This window comes from Ensifer sp. ENS07 (genome assembly GCF_014852185.1).
Lineage (GTDB): Bacteria > Pseudomonadota > Alphaproteobacteria > Rhizobiales > Rhizobiaceae > Ensifer > Ensifer adhaerens.
Map to the genome: position 1 here is coordinate 330733 of NZ_JACVBE010000003.1, position 16051 is coordinate 346783.

A 16051-nucleotide genomic window follows, 5' to 3' on the forward strand; every position below is an offset into this window, starting at 1 on the left:
GATGACGTCTGCCAAGGCGGACGACAGCATGCCCGCAGCACATTCGCTTTCCGTGGATGTCCGGAATCCTGAGTGTCGATCGACACGTTGGGATGCGGGCGGCGGCAGCCAATCTTCGCCGCTTTAATTGTCCGATGGACCTCCTGGTGCGCACCGAGTTCGATGGGCGCCTTCACATTCTTTCCATAAACGGGAAAGCACCACCACGAAAATCCGAGTAGCCAGATAATCAGCCGCCAGATACTGGGTATCGACGTTCTCGCCGGAGTTGGGATTCGAGAGGCCGCCCTTTGTTTTGCAAAGGACGGCCATGGCTGCGCTGCGGCGGTGGTGGGGGGGCCGCCTGGGACGGGGAGGAGAACCGTCCTTGGGAGGTAGATGCGAGCCGTATTTGCTACGATATATGCAAGCGTCCGACCGGGGAACTATACATGTGTTTGTATCGGGGCTGCTTCCATCGAACCCGCCAGAAACTTGGTCGCTCATGGGAGGCAGAGCGGAATGCGTGGCCTGAAGCAGAGCAGACAGTTGATGGCCGCAGCAATCTGGCACTCCGACGCGCGTGCTCCGATGCCACGCCGCAAAGACATCGATGCTCGTCATGTTAAAGGTGCGATCTTGTTCTGAAGAAGAACTCGTAAACCGCGTCAGACGCGACATTCGCGCCTCTGACGGGGACTTGCGTGCAGAGGTGATCCCAGCCTCTTTTTGCCGAAACAGCGAAAAGCAAACCTGATCAACACAGTAGTTCGGACTTTTTCACCAGGTCCGCGAGCGAACTCGCCTCCATTTTGTGCATCACATTCGCCCGGTGTATTTTCACCATGATCTCACTTATGCCAAGTGCATATGCTATCTGCTTGTTCATCAGGCCGTTTGTAACATGATGCATTACCTGTTTTTCCCTCGGAGTCAGGGTGGATGCGTTCTCCTTGATGGCATTTCTCTGGAGGGCAGATTGCCGGCTGCACCTATTTGTCTCGAAGGCTTTCATCACGGCCTCAAGCAATTGCCTGTTGCTGAAAGGCTTCAAGAGAAAGTCAATCGCACCAGCTTTCATTGCCGTGACGCTCATAGGCACATCCGCATGCCCTGTCACAAAGACTATGGGCAGATCGCAGCCGAGCTCTGCCAGGCGGCATTGGAATTCCATTCCACTGATACGAGGAAGGTTCACATCCAAAACGATACAGCCGGGAGCTTCGAGGCAGCCATTCTCAACGAAATCCAAAGCGTCGCCGAAGGCAGTCGACCTGATCCCGGAAGATTCAAGGAGCTCAACCATCGAAAGACGGATATCAAGGTCGTCGTCAATTACAACAACGACTTGTTCTTCAGTCGATGGGGCTTGTTGCTTTAGTTCGGTGGACATCCAGCACTCCTCCACACCACGAACGATGGCTGCGCTACGAATTGTCTCAGGAGGGGCGGCAATTCAGAACTATACGATGGTGTAGTTCCCATCACCAATTGTGGCAGCTTCCTACATACAGTAAATTAGCTGCGTCAGTGACTGGCTGGAAACCAAACAAAAACGCCGGTGCCAACGATTTTCATTATGATGCATCCAGTAATTTCCGTCGTCGTTGGAGGGACGCGCGCCACGCGAAGCAATGGCGCGCTAAACTGGCTGAACTCCGCGTCCATCACCCGCGGAGTGATCCTGCAGACGGCAAGTCAGGCCTTAGTGGTCAGGAGTCGTGAGTTCGGCATCGTTTGTGTCAACAACGAACACTGCGAGAATTTTGGCATCCTCTGTATCACTGGCATTCGCGCTCACCAGGTGGTGATCCCCGGGGACTTCAATCCAGTTTTCCCCAGTCTCGTAAATCTTCAACTTGCCATCGTTGACCTGACTTTTAATGCGTCCCTGTATCACCGTCGCCGAGATGAACGCGCTCTTCGCATGGGTATGCGATGGGTTAGATCCGCCGGGTCCATACTCCACTAAAACCCCGCGCATGCTCTTGCCAGGAACGTTTGGTAGCTTGTGATCGAATATCACAGTGATTTTTGCGTTATGGGGCTTTCCCCCCGCGTAAACGGGCGTCCCAACAATCAATGCAACCGAAAATGCCGCGACGATTGACTTCAACATCAAGTGTCTCCTTAAGAAAAAGCTTTGCAAATTGGATGCTATCCGTCGCTCATCCCCAGGCTAGTTATACGTTCGTTTCACAAGAACTTCGCTCAAAGAAGATCACCGGAGGGACTCAAAACGGTGCTCGAGCTAGAACGCTCTGGGCCGGCTCGAACCCCGCCAAGTCAAATCTGGAGCGATCCCTGGAGCAGTCCCTGTCTAAACGGCGCGTCCCGAAAACGAATAGCTGATCATTTATGCCAAGGATTCGGGCAACGACTTCGATGACAAAAAGGACCCGCTCACCGCAATGCCGCGGGAGCGGGGCCGGAGCCTTTAAACAGCGGTAAAAAACGACCGCGCCGACGTCGCTTCCATCTATTCTGAACCTGGAACTTGGCTGTTCAAGGGACGATAACGAAGTCTGGATTTGCGATGGCGAACGCTGCGTCCCGATCGGCCGCAGGAGGATATATGCACAGCTTGTTGATGTGCTTTTTCAGCTTCTTGGCATCTTGGTGTGTGACTTGGACTTCGCGCTCCCGCCCTTCGGTGTAAAGCGCTCCCCAATCGCCCAGATCGAGACAGGTCACATATCTCGGCTGGCGATACGGATGAAGGTTCAGACCAATCAATTCGGCGGCGGCGTTATACCCCGCCACCCGGCCCAGGCTCAGTGCGTGCTGACACGACATCACGCTGGAATTTCCACGGTCGTCCGTGGCGGCATTGGCAGCGTCTCCGGTCACGAAAATTCCCTTTCCGGCGGGTGCGCGGAGAAATGCGTCGCAAATTACTCGACCTAGCCGGTCGTGCTTTCCAGGTATCTGCGCCGTGATCGGACTGGCACGCATTCCGGCCGTCCAGATCACAGTGTTCGTGCCGATACATTCGCCCGAGGACAAGGTGACTAGATTGGCTTCGATCGCTGTGACATGGACTCCGGGCCGGGTTTCTATTCCGCCTAGAGCCAATGCCTCTTGAATGAAGGGCAGGGCCTCTTCGCCCATTGATAAACCCACCGCGTCGGCAGCATCCACGAGGACGATGCGAAAGTCAGCGTTTTCGCCGAGCGCGGAACGCAGCCGAAGAGGCATTTCAGTCGCGGTCTCCAGACCGGTCAACCCGCCTCCAGCGATCACGACCGTATCTCGCGCTATGCCAGCTGGTCGTTGGCGAAGCCCTTTCAGATGCCCGTCAAGCCTCTCCGCTGCCTCAAGCTGGTCAATGTCAAACGCGTATTCCTCAAGACCCGGGACGGCCGGCTTAAACACCTCGCTTCCCGTCGCGAGTACGAACCGGTTGTAAGCCAGCGTCTCTCGGCTACCATCGTTTCTCGCAACGATGAGGGTCTTTGCTTTGGCGTTGATGGTCTCCACTACACCGCCTACGTGGCGGACCCCGACGACCTCCAGCAGATCGCCAACTGCGGGGTTCATGTTATCGATCCCAGCTTCGTAGAGCCGCGGACGAATGGTTAGGTGGGGGGTTGGCGAGACAATGCTGATGTCTACGTTATCTTCGTCGCCGGTGAGCGAAACGGCGCGCGCAGCGGATATGGCCGCCCACAATCCGGCAAAACCGCAACCACCGATTATGATCTTCTTCGTCATTAATTTTCCTTACGTGGGCTCTCTGACCGGGTGCGACGATCCCGATCACTCCAAAAGCGTTCGAACCCACCTGCAATCTCATCGCGCGACGAGAGGCAGTGGGCCTGGTCAGGCGACCTGCTGCGCGGTGACCCAGCCAATATTCCGGCCGATCTCGACGAGGGCGCTCACCAGTGCGCGCATGTCCTCTTCCGTGTGAAATGGAGTAGGAGTGATGCGCAATCGTTCCTGGCCTCGTGCCACGGTCGGATAATTGATGGGTTGAACGTAGATGCTATACTCTTCCAGCAGCTGTTGGCTGATCGTGCGGCATAGATGCGCATTGCCGACGATGACGGGTAGAATGTGGCTCGGGGTATCGAGAACCGGCAGTCCAGCGTCGGCAAGCATGGCTTTCAACCTCGCGGCGTTGGCTGCCTGGCGGCCTCGTTCCTCCGGATGCTGCCTGACATGTTGGACGGCGGCCAGAGCGCCGGCTGCCAAGTGCGGGCAGAGAGAGGTGGTGAAGATGAAACTATCCGCCATACTGCGGATGACGTCGATCAGTGCTGCCGGTCCCGCGACATAGCCGCCAATAACACCAAAGGCCTTCGCAAGAGTGCCTTCGATCACTGTGAGGCGCTCCGCGAGGCCGTCGCGTTCAGCAATGCCTCCACCCCGAGGTCCGTACAATCCAACCGCATGCACTTCGTCCAAATAGGTTATCGCACCGTGCTTCTCGGCCACATCGCAGATAGCCGCGATCGGAGCTATGTCGCCGTCCATGCTGTAAACGCTTTCGAAGGCAACGATCTTCGGTCGCGTGGGATCGACAGCGCTCATGAGTTCGTCAAGATGCGCGGCATCATTGTGACGGAAGATAAATCGCTCGGCACCGGACCTCCGGATGCCCTCGATCATGGAGTTGTGGTTTAAAGCGTCCGAAAATATGGCGCAGTCCGGAAGGACGCGCCCAAGCGTACCGAGGGCTGCCAAGTTCGAGATCCAGCCGGATGTAAAAATCAGTGCGGCTTCCTTGCCATGCAAATCGGCAAGTTCGGTTTCCAGGGCGACATGGTGCCGATTGGTCCCAGAGATGTTTCGCGTACCGCCCGTGCCGGCACCGGATCGATCAATCGACTTGTGCATCGCGTCGAGCACATCGGGGTGCTGGCCCATTCCTAAATAGTCATTGCTGCACCAAACGGTAACGCGCCTGGTGCCGCCTTCCGGCCTATGCCACAGCGCAGTCGGGAATTCGCCCGCAATGCGCTCGAGTTCGGCGAAGGTACGATAGCGCCCGTCAAGCTTCATTTCCGAGAGGAGGGCTTGGAACCGCTTATTATAGTCCATGATACACCTGTCCTGTTCGTGGAACCGCGATTGCGTCCATTTAACGAAGTAGCCATACACAACTTTCAAAAAGTGTACGCGTTATAGCCGTACATTTCAAGGAGTGGACTTTCCCTTGCGCTACTACGACGCAGACGGGATCTCAGTAGAACCCCGTCAGAAGCACCTGAACCGAAAACGCCCGAAAGCTCCTGCGCGTGCTAGCCGAAAAGGCCGTGAAAGCGTTCGACCAGAACTTTTCGATGACGCGCAATCTTTCTAGGTGCTTGCTCGGAGATTTGCCGCCTGTGGGTCGGGATCCGCCACAATCTCAGTCGCCTGCAGGAATGTCTCCCAGAGAAAGTCGTGCCAGCTTGCATCAAGAGGCGTGAGCGGGGACCGGCAATGCGCTTGAATCATCCCCCGTTTCGCGAGCATCCATTTCACGGGGATCGGGTTCGATTCTACGAACATCGCCTCATGCAGTGGGGCTATCCTATTGCTGATGCGCCTGACTGTATCAACGTCGCCCGATCGTGCCGCTGCGCACAAGCACGACATCGCGACCGGGATAACATTGGCCGAGACCGATATCGTCCCCTGGGCGCCCAGAAGAAGAAGAGCCGCCGCGGTCGGATCGTCCCCGCTGTAGACGATAAAGTCTGTCGGTAGTACGCGCATTAGCATAACGCCGCGGGCAATGTCGCCTGTCGCGTCCTTCAACCCTTTGATATTGGGTATCTCTGCCAAGCGCAGTACCGTCTCGTTGCTCATGTCGGCGACAGTTCGTCCGGGCACGTTGTAGAGTATCAACGGAAGTTCGACGGCGTCGGCAACGGCTTTGAAGTGCTGGAAAATTCCGTTCTGGGTCGGCTTGTTATAGTAAGGCACCACCGAAAGCGCGGCCGTGGCGCCAGCGGTTCGGGCGAAGGCAGCGAGTTCGATCGCTTCACTTGTGGCGTTTGCACCGGTGCCGGCAATAACCGGAATTCTGCCATCAGAGTGCCGAACTGCTTCAAGTATCACGTCACAGTGCTCTTGCAAGGACACCGTCGCACTCTCGCCGGTCGAACCCATAACGACGATGCCGCCGCTTCCTGCGAGGATATGCCAATCAATCAGGTTGCGAAAACTCTCCCAATCGATTTCGCCGTCCTCGAGCATCGGCGTAACCAACGCCGGAATACTGCCGACGGGAAGGCCCCTTTCTTGCTGGTGTCTCTTTTGAGGGGGATGAATCATGACTGTCACCGAATATTGTAAGAAAATACGGAACACGATGGAGGGCGCCAAGTGTTGAGCTTATGCGCACCTCGTCTATCGCGGCGTTCTCGACACCATCTGGTCGTAGCGGCCCTCGAGCGATCTACTCGCTCCGCCAATACGCCAGTTCTCCTTCAGTGGCTTGTTGAGAGTGAGTTCCAGGCGCGGACGAAGGCGTTCGCACTGCGCCGGATCTCGTCAAGTGTTCGTCCGGGTTTGTAGAGGTTTCCCCCTATACCGAACCCGCTTGCACCCGCTTCGACCCAGCCGGCCATAGACTCAGGTGTGATGGCTCCAGTCGGCAAAAGCGGAATCTCGCTCGCGAAAACTGCGCGCCAAGCTTTCAAAACTGAGGGCGAGATCGATTCCGCAGGGAATACCTTTAATCCCACCGCGCCCGCCTCGAGCGCCGCAAATCCTTCTGTCGGTGTCGCCACCCCGGGGAAGCAAGCCATGCCTTGTTCCTTTGCGGCGCGTACTACTCCCGTATCTGCGTGCGGCATTACGATCAGGCGCCCTCCGACATCGCCCACTCGTGCGACATCAGCAGGCTTCATCACGGTGCCTGCGCCAATGACGGCATGCGTTCCAAATCGCCGCGCGATGAGTTCGATGCTTTTAAATGGATCGGGTGAATTGAGCGGTACCTCGATTAGACGGAAACCGCTTTCCACCAAGACTTCTGTCACGCCTTCCACCTCGTCGGGCGAAATCCAACGCAGCACGGCGATGAGCGGGCAAGTTTTAAGGGTCGCGCCCACTGCAATTGGCGCGCTCGATGAGATCTGGTCGTTTTTCATGTATGGCTCCACTGACAACAGCCATACACGTGGTGTTCGGTTCGGCGAGTTGGGCTCGGTAAATGCGGCGCACATTGTCGCAGTTCTGTCGAGAGCCAAGGATGCCGTCTATTTCGACTGGATTCCCAAAATCGAATTGTGTATGGCTACAAACCATACATTAAGAGACGATTATGTCTTTGTCTAGGGATTAAGGGAAGCGAGTTCGAGTATGGAAAAGGCGATAACGTGGGACGACCGCCGAACGATTGCGATACCTGGTTACAATGAGCAGATCGTCCGCTGGTTCACGCTCACAACCATTATATGGGCAATCGTCGGTCTTTCAGCCGGTCTGTTCGTTGCGCTGCAGCTGACCTTTCCCTCGTTGAATTTTTCCGAATACGCGACTTTTGGCCGACTTCGCTCAGTTCATGTCTCCGGAGTCGTTCTTGCGTTCGCGGGTAACGCGCTCCTCGGAACTTCTTTGTACGTCGTGCAGAGGACTTGTCAGGTCGGGCTATGGGGCGGCCGTTCCATGGCTATCATGGTGTTCTTTGGTTACCAACTGTTCTTGATATTGGCGCTGACGGGTTATCCGTTAGGCATCACGCAAAGCAAAGAGTACGCAGAGCCCGAGTGGTATGCCGATCTACTGCTGCTTGTGACTTGGCTTGCGTATCTCGCGATCTTCGTCGGTACGCTCGCGCGGCGTCGCGAGCCGCACATATATGTGGCGAACTGGTTCTACCTCGCCTTCATCATCACCGTCGCGGTGCTTCACATCGTCAACAATCTGGCGAGTCCAGTTTCGTTCGTTGGTACGAAGAGTTACTCGCGCTTTGCCGGCGTGCAGGATGCTCTGGTTCAGTGGTGGTATGGTCACAACATGATCGGCTTCTTCTTGACGGCTGGCTTCATCGGAATGATGTATTACTTCGTTCCGAAGCAAGCCGAGCGGCCTATCTATTCCTATCGGCTTTCCATCGTCCACTTTTGGGCGCTAATCTTCCTCTACATCTGGGCCGGTCCTCATCACCTCCACTACAGCGCGCTTCCTGACTGGGCGCAAACGCTGGGTGTGGCCTTTTCCATCATGCTTTGGATCCCCTCGTGGGGTGGGATGATCAATGGCATCATGACCTTGTCTGGCGCGTGGGGGAAGCTGCGTACCGACCCGATACTGCGCTTCTTGGTGGTCGCAGTGGCTTTTTACGGCATGGCGACGTTCGAAGGTCCGTTGATGTCCATCAAAGCGGTCAACGCCCTCAGCCACTACACCGACTGGACTGTTGGCCATGTTCACTCCGGGGCGCTCGGCTGGGTGGCCTTTATGACGTTCGGTTCGATTTACTATCTCGTTCCGCGACTTTGGCGATCCCAACTTTGGTCTCACCGATTGATCGAGTGGCATTTCTGGCTCGCGACAATCGGAATCGTCCTCTACATCTCCGCGATGTGGGTTGCCGGTATCGCCCAGGGGCTTATGTGGCGAGCCTACGACCAGTTCGGCTTCCTTCAGTACTCCTTCGCCGACAGCGTAGCGATGCTGCATCCGTATTACGTCATTCGGGCGCTGGGCGGTTCAATGTACCTACTTGGCGCGCTGCTGATGGTGATCAACACCTGCATGACCATCCACGGCTCGAGATTTCGACGGAGGATGCCACGTTAATCCGAGACCCTCTCGATTTGCACCCGGTACGCTAGGTCGCCTTCTCACTCGAAGACTGACCAGTCCCTCCAGCTCAAGCTGAAAGACGTTGCTTCGCATGGCAAAAGCACCTGAAAAGAAAGTCTCGCACGAAACCATCGAGCGCTCGACGACCCTGCTATTCGTCCTGAGTTTCCTTGTTGTTGCGATAGGAGGCCTCGTCGAGGTCGTTCCGCTGTTTCGTCTTGATGAAACTATCAAACCGGTGCAGGGGGTCAGACCCTACACCCCGCTCGAGCAACTCGGGCGAAACATCTATACGCGTGAGGGATGTTACACTTGCCATAGCCAGCAAGTCCGACCATTCCGCGATGAAGTCGAGCGATATGGGCATTATTCTATCGCTGCGGAGAGTATGTTCGATCATCCGTTCTTGTGGGGCTCAAAGCGCACAGGGCCAGACCTTGCACGAGTAGGCGGAAAATACTCGAATGCCTGGCACATCGCGCACATGATCAATCCACGCGATGTGGTCCCGGTGTCCGTGATGCCTGGCTACCCCTTCCTTCAAAGCCGCGAGTTGCAGTACTCCGATATATCGGATCACCTGCGCGCGTTGCGAGGCGTTGGCGTTCCGTACACGGGTGAGGCGGTTCTGAAGGCAGCGGCAGACGTCCGCGCCCAAGCCTCGGGCGACGATACGGACGCGTTGCTCGCCCGTTACCCCGGGGCGAAGATCGGCGATTTCGACGGCCAGCCTCACCTCATCACAGAAATGGATGCGTTGATCGCCTATCTGCAGGTGCTCGGCACCATGGTCGACTTTTCAAACGTCCGGCTGGACGAGCCGAAAGACTGAGCCATGCTGCAATCCATCATCAGTTCATTCCTAAACGTTTGGCTCGTCATCGCCGTCACGTTGTTTGGCGGGATCCTCTGGCACGTGTTCCGCCCGTCGGCACGTAGAGTCATGGAGCTTCACGCGCTGATCCCATTCGAGGAAGAAAGACGCAACCGATGAGCATTCACGAGCGCAACCAACTGACCGGTCAGGTTACCACCGGGCATGAATGGGACGGCATTCGAGAACTAAGGACGCCGATCCCTAACTGGTGGCTGATTACCTTCATCATCACTTGGATATTCGCGATCGGCTACCTGGTCCTCTATCCGTCCTTCGCGACTACGAAGAGCTACGCGCGGGGTGTTTTGGATTGGTCGAGCAAAAAGGAATTGGCCGACGCCACCCAACAGGCGCGTGAGTTGCAGGCCTCCTGGAGAAAGCAGATAGTCGCGACCGCCCTTGAGGAAATTGAGGGTAACGATGACCTGCGAAGGTTTGCTATCGCTGGCGGCCAGGCGGCCTTCAACGAAAACTGCGCGGCATGTCATGGGGTCGGCGCCGGTGGGCAGATCGGTCAGTTCCCTTCGCTGACCGATGACGACTGGCTCTGGGGGGGCAAGATCTCCGATATCCATACCACGATCCGTCACGGTATCCGAGGCTCCGGGGACGATACGCGGGTGAGTGAAATGCCGGCTTTCGGTGGTGTTCTTAGTCCCGACGAAATCACAGCCGCTGCGAACTACGTACTCAGCCTTTCTGATCGTGGACGCGACACCACCAGGGCCTCCATGCCTGGAGCTACGATCTTCGCGGATAACTGCTCCAGCTGCCACGGCCCCAACGGGGAGGGCGGCCGCGAATTTGGTGCGCCCCGACTGAACGACGCGATTTGGCTTTATGGCGGGACAGTGGACGCAATCGTCCGACAAATCACGCAGCCGAAAATGGGCCAGATGCCGACTTGGGAAGGACGTCTGGACGAGGTGACCATCCGAATGCTTGCTGTTTACGTCCATACGCTCGGTGGCGGGGAAATGTGATGGCGACCACCACGATCCACGACGCTGTTTCGCGTCGCAATCCAACGCGTCTGCCGATTCCCCAAACTGTACGCGGGCGCTATCGCACCATCAAGACGGGTCTGGCCGTTGCGCTTCTGACCTTCTACTTCGCAGTTCCGTGGCTCCGCTGGGACCGCGGACCGCTGCTGCCCGATCAGGCAGTGCTCTTCGACCTTCCAGGCAGGAGATTGTTCATCTTCGGTCTCGAGTTCTGGCCGCAAGACTTGCCAATAGCGGTCGGCGCGCTGATATTGGCCGCATTCGGATTGTTCGGTGCCACGACCCTCGCGGGGCGCGTTTGGTGTGGGTTCGCATGCCCGCAGACCGTTTGGACTGACTTGTTCTTTACGGTCGAACGCTACTCTGAAAGGGTGTTCGGCAAGGGCAGCGTCTCTTCGCAGATCGCCAAGCCGGTCGTTCAGATTGCGCTTGCAGTTCTGACCGCGTTCGGATTTGCAGCCTTCTTCAACGACGCACCGAGCCTGCCTTTGGAGCTGGCCGGAGGGACCGCGCCTGCGGGCGCGTACATTTCGATCGGCGTGCTGACACTTACCACTTGGTTGTTCGCGGCCTACGCGAAGGAACGCGTATGCCTGCATATGTGCCCGTGGCCCCGTTTCCAGGCCGCTCTTCTGGACAAGGACAGTCTGGTTGTCACCTATCAGCAGTGGCGTGGAGAGCCGCGCGGCAAGAAAAAGGTCCCGCTACGATCTGGATTGACCGATCTTACCGCGCTCGCACGCCAGGCAAGTGAATTTGAATCCACTCGCGGAGACTGCATCGATTGCCTGCGGTGCGTAAATGTTTGTCCGACGGGAGTCGATATCCGGGAAGGACTGCAGATGGGCTGCATCGGATGTGGTCTTTGCATTGACGCATGCGATGAAGTCATGACCAAGATAGAACGTCCGACCGGTCTCATCCGCTTCGATGTCGAAGGATCGGAGACGGCCGGCTCATTCCACGGTCCAAAGATCAGGGTTGTTCGACCCAAAATCGTTGCTTATGCCGTGCTTTGTCTTGGCGCATTTGCGGCGATTGTCTTCGGGACGCTGAATATGAAAAGCGTGTTGGTGGACATCGAACCGCAACGTGGTCAACCTTTTGTTCAGTTGTCCGATGGTTCGGTTCGCAACGACTTCAGCTTCCGCCTTGCCCATCGGTTAGGCTCGCTCCACGGTGTTTCGATCCATGTAGAAGGTCTACCCGGAGCAACGCTGAGATTTGCCGAGTCCACAAAATCTGCGGAAACGGTGGCGATCGCGATGCCTGAAAGCCGTAGGGTAACAGACCGGCTGTTTGTCACAGCAGTACCCGGGAAAGCGCCGGCTGGGCGGGAGAGCGTACGTCTTGTCGTCAGTGATTCCGAGAGCGGGGAGACACTTGGAGAGGTGGAGACCTATTTCTGGGGGCCGGCGCGATGACACCCGACCATCCGCCCGCAATTTCAAAAGACCTCTGGATTCCTGGTTGCTTTGTTGCGTTCTTCGCCCTTCTCTTCATTCTCGAGGCGGCGTTCATCGCTCTGGCTAGCCAGAGCTTTCCCGGACTCGTCACAGACAACGCCTATTCCGTTGGCCTGAACTACAACGAGGTTCTCGCACAGCGCCAGGTGGAAAAGAAGGTAGGCTGGAGGACGGATGTCTCCTTCGAGCAAGGTGAAAAGCTTGAAGGCCGGCTGTCGCTTCGCATTCACGATGGCAATGGACAGCCGGTCGTCGCGGACAAACTGCGCGCGACCGCGGAGCGCATGAGCCGTTTCCCTCAGATACAGGCGGTGAACTACGAGCGACAGTCAGACGGGAGCTATCTTGCTCATTTTTCAGTGCCACTCGCTGGCCGGTGGTTCATCCGAGCGCGGATACAACGCGCCGAGCAGGTTGTTCATATCATCGACGAGATCGAGGTACTGCCATGAAGAGCGGATCAACTCGTTCCCCAGCTCCGCCGGTTACGCTTCTTGCAGCCTTTGCTTCGGCTAATGATCACGGAGCACAGCAAATCGATCTCTTGGTTGAAGGGGTACATTGCGTAAATTGTATCCGCAAGATCGAGGCTGGTCTTGCCGGCGATCCTTCGATCACGAAGGCCCGAGTGAATCTCACCCTTCGCCGGTTGTCGGTCGAATGGACCGGAAGCGCTGACCATGCTGAAGCTATTGGTGCGACTGTCCGCGACCTCGGCTACGCGATCGCACCCTATGACGCGGGCTCACTGAGTGTTTCGTACCGTCGAACTGGCCGCGAGTTGCTCCGTTGCCTGGCGATCGCAGCATTCGCTTCTTCCAACGTCATGATGCTGGCATGGGCCGTCTGGGCGGGCGAGGCGCAGGGCATGTCGGCTGGGACGCAGGCGTTTTTCAATTGGTTGTCGGCGTTGGTCACGGTGCCGGCCCTCGCTATCGCTGGCCGACCCTTCTTCCGGTCAGCGTTCACCGCGCTTAAAGCCGGCCGCACAAACATCGACGTACCTATCGTCGCCGCTCTCGTGCTGGCTGCCGCAATCAGCTTCATGGAACTCTTTCGCAGCAACGGGCACGTGTATTTCGATAGTGTGTCGACACTGCTCTTCGTTCTCCTCGTTGGTCGCTATCTCGACTTCCGGGTTCGCGCCAAATCCCGTGAGGCTATAGAGCGCCTGGCGATGATGCGAACCGAGCACGCAACGATTGTCAGCGATGATCTTGAGACGACAGTCATCCCAGCCTCGGCGGTGCTGCCGGGGATGCTCGTCTTGGTCGCTGGCGGCGAGACGCTGCCGGTCGATGGTCATGTGGTGAGCGGGGAATCTACTCTCGACCGCTCGGCGGTTACCGGAGAGACCCTTCCCGACTTGGTACGCCCTGGCGACGAAGTCCTGGCGGGCTGTGTCAATGGGCCGATCGAGTTACGCATAAGGGCTAGTAAACCCGTAGCCGAAAGCCACCTATCAGAAATACTTCGACTGGTTGAACAGGCTCAACTCAATAAGGGCCGGGCGGCCACAATGGCCGATCGGCTAGCTGCCATTTGGACGCCTCTCATACACGCCGTCGGGCTTCTCACATTCGTCGGATGGTGGCTCATAGTCGGTTCCGACATTCCCACCGCGCTTTTGCATGCCATCACTGTCCTAATCATCGCATGCCCCTGCGCGATCGGTCTCGCCATTCCAGCAGTTCAGGTGGCGGCAATCGGCGGTCTGCTCCGGAGAGGTATACTCGTACGTTCCGGTGATGCTTTGGACAGATTGGCGGCGATCGACAGCGTAGCGTTCGACAAGACGGGGACGTTGACCGACGGCCGACCGGAACTGGTCTCGATGCCGTCGGATCCCGCTGCCCTCCGAATCGCGGCAGCGCTAGCAAGGGTCAGCCGGCATCCCTATGCACGTGCAATGGCGCGCCGCCTCGGAGGTGAGGACCCTGTCGAAGAGCTATTCGAGACACCCGGTGCGGGAATTTCGGGTCTCGTAAACGGCGAACGGGCGCGCCTCGGAAGCGCGGTCTTCTGCGACGTGCGTCAAGAGACGATCGATGTAGCCGGTGAACTTTGGATGGTGTCGCATTCGGTGGGGCCGGTGAGGTTCCTCGTCAGTGAAAATGTGCGCAAGGATGCGCCAGAGGCAGTTGCTTACTTCCGAAGGCGAGGGGCGAAAGTGGCCCTCCTCTCCGGCGACCGTCGCGCTACGGTCGACCGATGTGCGGATGACCTCGCGATCGAAGAGTGCCATGGGGGGCTGAAGCCAACGGAGAAAGCCGATTTCCTACGGCAATGGGGCGCGAGCGGGAAGAAACCGCTGATGATCGGGGATGGACTGAACGATGCTCCCGCTCTAGCCGCCGCCTTTGTGTCGGCGAGCTTCGGACACGGTGTTCCGGCTGCGCAGGTGGCCGCGGACTTCGTCCTCCCCTCGGAAACGCTTTCATCGATAACCGTTGCCCACCGGACCGCGCTAAAGTCGGCCGGGATCGTCCGGCAGAACCTTACGTTTGCAGCTGTCTACAACGTCGCCCTAATCCCAATTGCCGTTATGGGGTGGGCGTCTCCTTTGATCGCGGCAGCGGCGATGTCGGCAAGCTCGATAATCGTCACATTAAACGCGCTTCGCGCACAGCCCCCGGGGGCGGAGGCGCCTTGAAATGAGCCCGCTGCTATTCCTCATACCTCTAGCTCTCACGCTTGGATCATTCGGAGTAATCGCCTTCCTGTGGTCCCTGCGCAATGGTCAGTACGACGATCTCGACGGTGCTGCTGAGCGAATATTCCTCGACGACGACAAAGTGGAGACATTCCATGACGCATGAAGAATTCATTAAATCCACCAAAAGACGAAAGGCGTTCGCCTTGGTTCTGACCTCCGGGCTGGCACCGGTTTTTGGGGGCCTTTATGCCGGCCCTGCTGGGGCTTTCTGGGCCTGCACTGCTTGGATTGTGTTCGTCGTTTTGCCTCGGACGACGGGGACACGTCTTTTGGGATTCGCGTACCGCAGCTTTTTTGCCGCAGACCAGTTGCCCTGGACTATGGTCAATCTTGTTCTCGCGATCATGATTGGCTGTATGCAATTCGGCATGGACGTTGCGTTTTATGGAGCTCTAGTTGGTGTTCCTATCGTGGTTCTGACGTTGATCCTCGCAGTGATGGAACCTGACTTGGAAGCGGAGCAGGTCCCAGTAGCTCCGCCGGCCAAAGTCCAGGAGTAGATGTCACCTCCAACTCACAAACCAGGCGTCCTCAGGTAGCCTGGGAAGGCAGTCGGCATAGTCCACCGCGAACGCAAATCAACATCACAGAAAGAAACGTCATGCAAAATGACAATAGCCGGAAAATCGCCTCCCTGATCGATCACACGATCCTAAAGCCAAACGCCAGTGTTGAGGAAATCGGGCGCTTTTGCGCCGAGGGCATCGAATTCGGTTTCTGCTCGGTTGTGGTGAATCCCATCCATGTCAGTCGCGTCTCTCAAACCCTGAAAGGCTCGGGTGTCAAAACGACATGCGTCGTGGGATTTCCACTCGGCGCGGAATTGACCCTTGTAAAACTCAAACAGACAGAGATGGCAATCCAACAAGGCGCGGACGAGATTGATGTTGTGATTGACCTCGGCGCTTTTGTCGACGGTCGCTACCGCGACATCGAAACCGAACTGGCTGCGATCAGAAGAGCTTCCACGGGAAAGATTCTGAAAGTGATTATCGAAACCGCATTGCTTTCTGACGAGGGAAAAATCACGACTTCCAGCATCTCAGCCACCGCCGGAGCCGACTTCGTGAAAACATCGACGGGCTTCTCGACGGGCGGCGCTACGGTGCATGACATCGCACTCATCCGGAAGACGGTCGGTACGGAAATCGGCGTCAAGGCGTCGGGCGGAATCCGGACCCGCGCTGACGCGTTACAGATGCTCAATGCCGGTGCAAACCGCATCGGAACAAGCGTCGGACCGCTGGTGCTAAAGTCATAG

At 57.2% G+C, this 16051-nt stretch carries 16 protein-coding genes; 10 read left to right on the forward strand and 6 right to left on the reverse strand.

What is annotated here, in order from left to right; genetic code table 11:
* Positions 1-736: 736 nt before the first annotated feature.
* The 6 genes from IB277_RS14165 to IB277_RS14190 all read right to left on the reverse strand — a co-directional run bounded on the left by IB277_RS14165 (position 737) and on the right by IB277_RS14190 (position 7067).
* Positions 737-1372 (reverse strand): response regulator transcription factor, encoded by a 636-nt coding sequence (locus tag IB277_RS14165; protein ID WP_192371162.1) that lies wholly within the window; start codon positions 1370-1372, stop codon positions 737-739.
* Between the two features lie 312 nt (positions 1373-1684).
* Positions 1685-2098, reverse strand: a complete 414-nt coding sequence (locus IB277_RS14170) for a cupin domain-containing protein (protein ID WP_192371163.1) — start codon at positions 2096-2098, stop codon at positions 1685-1687.
* A 386-nt stretch (positions 2099-2484) separates the two neighbouring features.
* Positions 2485-3693, reverse strand: coding sequence for an NAD(P)/FAD-dependent oxidoreductase (locus IB277_RS14175; protein WP_192371164.1), 1209 nt, complete (start codon positions 3691-3693; stop codon positions 2485-2487).
* A 108-nt stretch (positions 3694-3801) separates the two neighbouring features.
* Positions 3802-5025, reverse strand: coding sequence for a 5-aminolevulinate synthase (gene hemA, locus IB277_RS14180; RefSeq protein ID WP_192371165.1), 1224 nt, complete (start codon positions 5023-5025; stop codon positions 3802-3804).
* A gap of 258 nt (positions 5026-5283) precedes the next feature.
* Positions 5284-6246 (reverse strand): 4-hydroxy-tetrahydrodipicolinate synthase, encoded by a 963-nt coding sequence (dapA, locus tag IB277_RS14185; RefSeq protein WP_192371166.1) that lies wholly within the window; start codon positions 6244-6246, stop codon positions 5284-5286.
* Positions 6247-6401: 155 nt separating this feature from the next.
* Positions 6402-7067: a 2-dehydro-3-deoxy-6-phosphogalactonate aldolase gene (locus IB277_RS14190; RefSeq protein WP_192371167.1), complete on the reverse strand. Its 666-nt coding sequence runs from the start codon at positions 7065-7067 to the stop codon at positions 6402-6404.
* A gap of 211 nt (positions 7068-7278) precedes the next feature.
* Between IB277_RS14190 and ccoN the strand changes: the two genes are divergently transcribed.
* The 10 genes from ccoN to deoC all read left to right on the forward strand — a co-directional run bounded on the left by ccoN (position 7279) and on the right by deoC (position 16051).
* Positions 7279-8721, forward strand: coding sequence for a cytochrome-c oxidase, cbb3-type subunit I (ccoN, locus tag IB277_RS14195; protein WP_192371168.1), 1443 nt, complete (start codon positions 7279-7281; stop codon positions 8719-8721).
* 97 nt (positions 8722-8818) lie between these two features.
* Entirely contained in the window at positions 8819-9559 is a 741-nt protein-coding gene (gene ccoO, locus IB277_RS14200) for a cytochrome-c oxidase, cbb3-type subunit II (RefSeq protein WP_192371169.1), read from the forward strand.
* 3 nt (positions 9560-9562) lie between these two features.
* A complete protein-coding gene (locus IB277_RS14205; RefSeq protein ID WP_192371170.1) occupies positions 9563-9721 on the forward strand; it encodes a cbb3-type cytochrome c oxidase subunit 3 in 159 nt (52 codons plus the stop codon).
* Entirely contained in the window at positions 9718-10587 is an 870-nt protein-coding gene (gene ccoP / locus IB277_RS14210) for a cytochrome-c oxidase, cbb3-type subunit III (protein ID WP_192371171.1), read from the forward strand. Before IB277_RS14205 ends, ccoP begins: the two co-directional genes overlap by 4 nt.
* Positions 10587-12032: a cytochrome c oxidase accessory protein CcoG gene (gene ccoG, locus IB277_RS14215; protein ID WP_192371172.1), complete on the forward strand. Its 1446-nt coding sequence runs from the start codon at positions 10587-10589 to the stop codon at positions 12030-12032. The genes ccoP and ccoG overlap by 1 nt, the downstream gene beginning before the upstream one ends.
* On the forward strand, positions 12029-12526 hold the full coding sequence (locus tag IB277_RS14220) for a FixH family protein (RefSeq protein WP_192371173.1): 498 nt from the start codon (positions 12029-12031) through the stop codon (positions 12524-12526). Before ccoG ends, IB277_RS14220 begins: the two co-directional genes overlap by 4 nt.
* Complete coding sequence (locus IB277_RS14225; protein WP_192371174.1) at positions 12523-14727, forward strand: cation-translocating P-type ATPase; 2205 nt, start codon at positions 12523-12525, stop codon at positions 14725-14727. Before IB277_RS14220 ends, IB277_RS14225 begins: the two co-directional genes overlap by 4 nt.
* A gap of 1 nt (position 14728) precedes the next feature.
* A complete protein-coding gene (ccoS, locus tag IB277_RS14230) occupies positions 14729-14893 on the forward strand; it encodes a cbb3-type cytochrome oxidase assembly protein CcoS (RefSeq protein WP_192371175.1) in 165 nt (54 codons plus the stop codon).
* Positions 14883-15290: a hypothetical protein gene (locus IB277_RS14235; RefSeq protein WP_192371176.1), complete on the forward strand. Its 408-nt coding sequence runs from the start codon at positions 14883-14885 to the stop codon at positions 15288-15290. The genes ccoS and IB277_RS14235 overlap by 11 nt, the downstream gene beginning before the upstream one ends.
* Before the next feature lie 101 nt (positions 15291-15391).
* Positions 15392-16051: a deoxyribose-phosphate aldolase gene (gene deoC, locus IB277_RS14240; RefSeq protein WP_192371177.1), complete on the forward strand. Its 660-nt coding sequence runs from the start codon at positions 15392-15394 to the stop codon at positions 16049-16051.

Coding starts and splice junctions, on each gene's coding strand:
- IB277_RS14205 (WP_192371170.1), top strand. CDS start 9,563: ATGCTGCAATCCATCATCAGTTCATTCCTAAACGTTTGGCTCGTCATC.
- IB277_RS14190 (WP_192371167.1), bottom strand. CDS start 7,067: ATGAAAAACGACCAGATCTCATCGAGCGCGCCAATTGCAGTGGGCGCG.
- ccoG (WP_192371172.1), top strand. CDS start 10,587: ATGGCGACCACCACGATCCACGACGCTGTTTCGCGTCGCAATCCAACG.
- ccoS (WP_192371175.1), top strand. CDS start 14,729: ATGAGCCCGCTGCTATTCCTCATACCTCTAGCTCTCACGCTTGGATCA.
- IB277_RS14220 (WP_192371173.1), top strand. CDS start 12,029: ATGACACCCGACCATCCGCCCGCAATTTCAAAAGACCTCTGGATTCCT.
- IB277_RS14175 (WP_192371164.1), bottom strand. CDS start 3,693: ATGACGAAGAAGATCATAATCGGTGGTTGCGGTTTTGCCGGATTGTGG.
- hemA (WP_192371165.1), bottom strand. CDS start 5,025: ATGGACTATAATAAGCGGTTCCAAGCCCTCCTCTCGGAAATGAAGCTT.
- deoC (WP_192371177.1), top strand. CDS start 15,392: ATGCAAAATGACAATAGCCGGAAAATCGCCTCCCTGATCGATCACACG.
- ccoO (WP_192371169.1), top strand. CDS start 8,819: ATGGCAAAAGCACCTGAAAAGAAAGTCTCGCACGAAACCATCGAGCGC.
- dapA (WP_192371166.1), bottom strand. CDS start 6,246: ATGATTCATCCCCCTCAAAAGAGACACCAGCAAGAAAGGGGCCTTCCC.
- ccoP (WP_192371171.1), top strand. CDS start 9,718: ATGAGCATTCACGAGCGCAACCAACTGACCGGTCAGGTTACCACCGGG.
- IB277_RS14225 (WP_192371174.1), top strand. CDS start 12,523: ATGAAGAGCGGATCAACTCGTTCCCCAGCTCCGCCGGTTACGCTTCTT.
- IB277_RS14165 (WP_192371162.1), bottom strand. CDS start 1,372: ATGTCCACCGAACTAAAGCAACAAGCCCCATCGACTGAAGAACAAGTC.
- IB277_RS14235 (WP_192371176.1), top strand. CDS start 14,883: ATGACGCATGAAGAATTCATTAAATCCACCAAAAGACGAAAGGCGTTC.
- IB277_RS14170 (WP_192371163.1), bottom strand. CDS start 2,098: ATGTTGAAGTCAATCGTCGCGGCATTTTCGGTTGCATTGATTGTTGGG.
- ccoN (WP_192371168.1), top strand. CDS start 7,279: ATGGAAAAGGCGATAACGTGGGACGACCGCCGAACGATTGCGATACCT.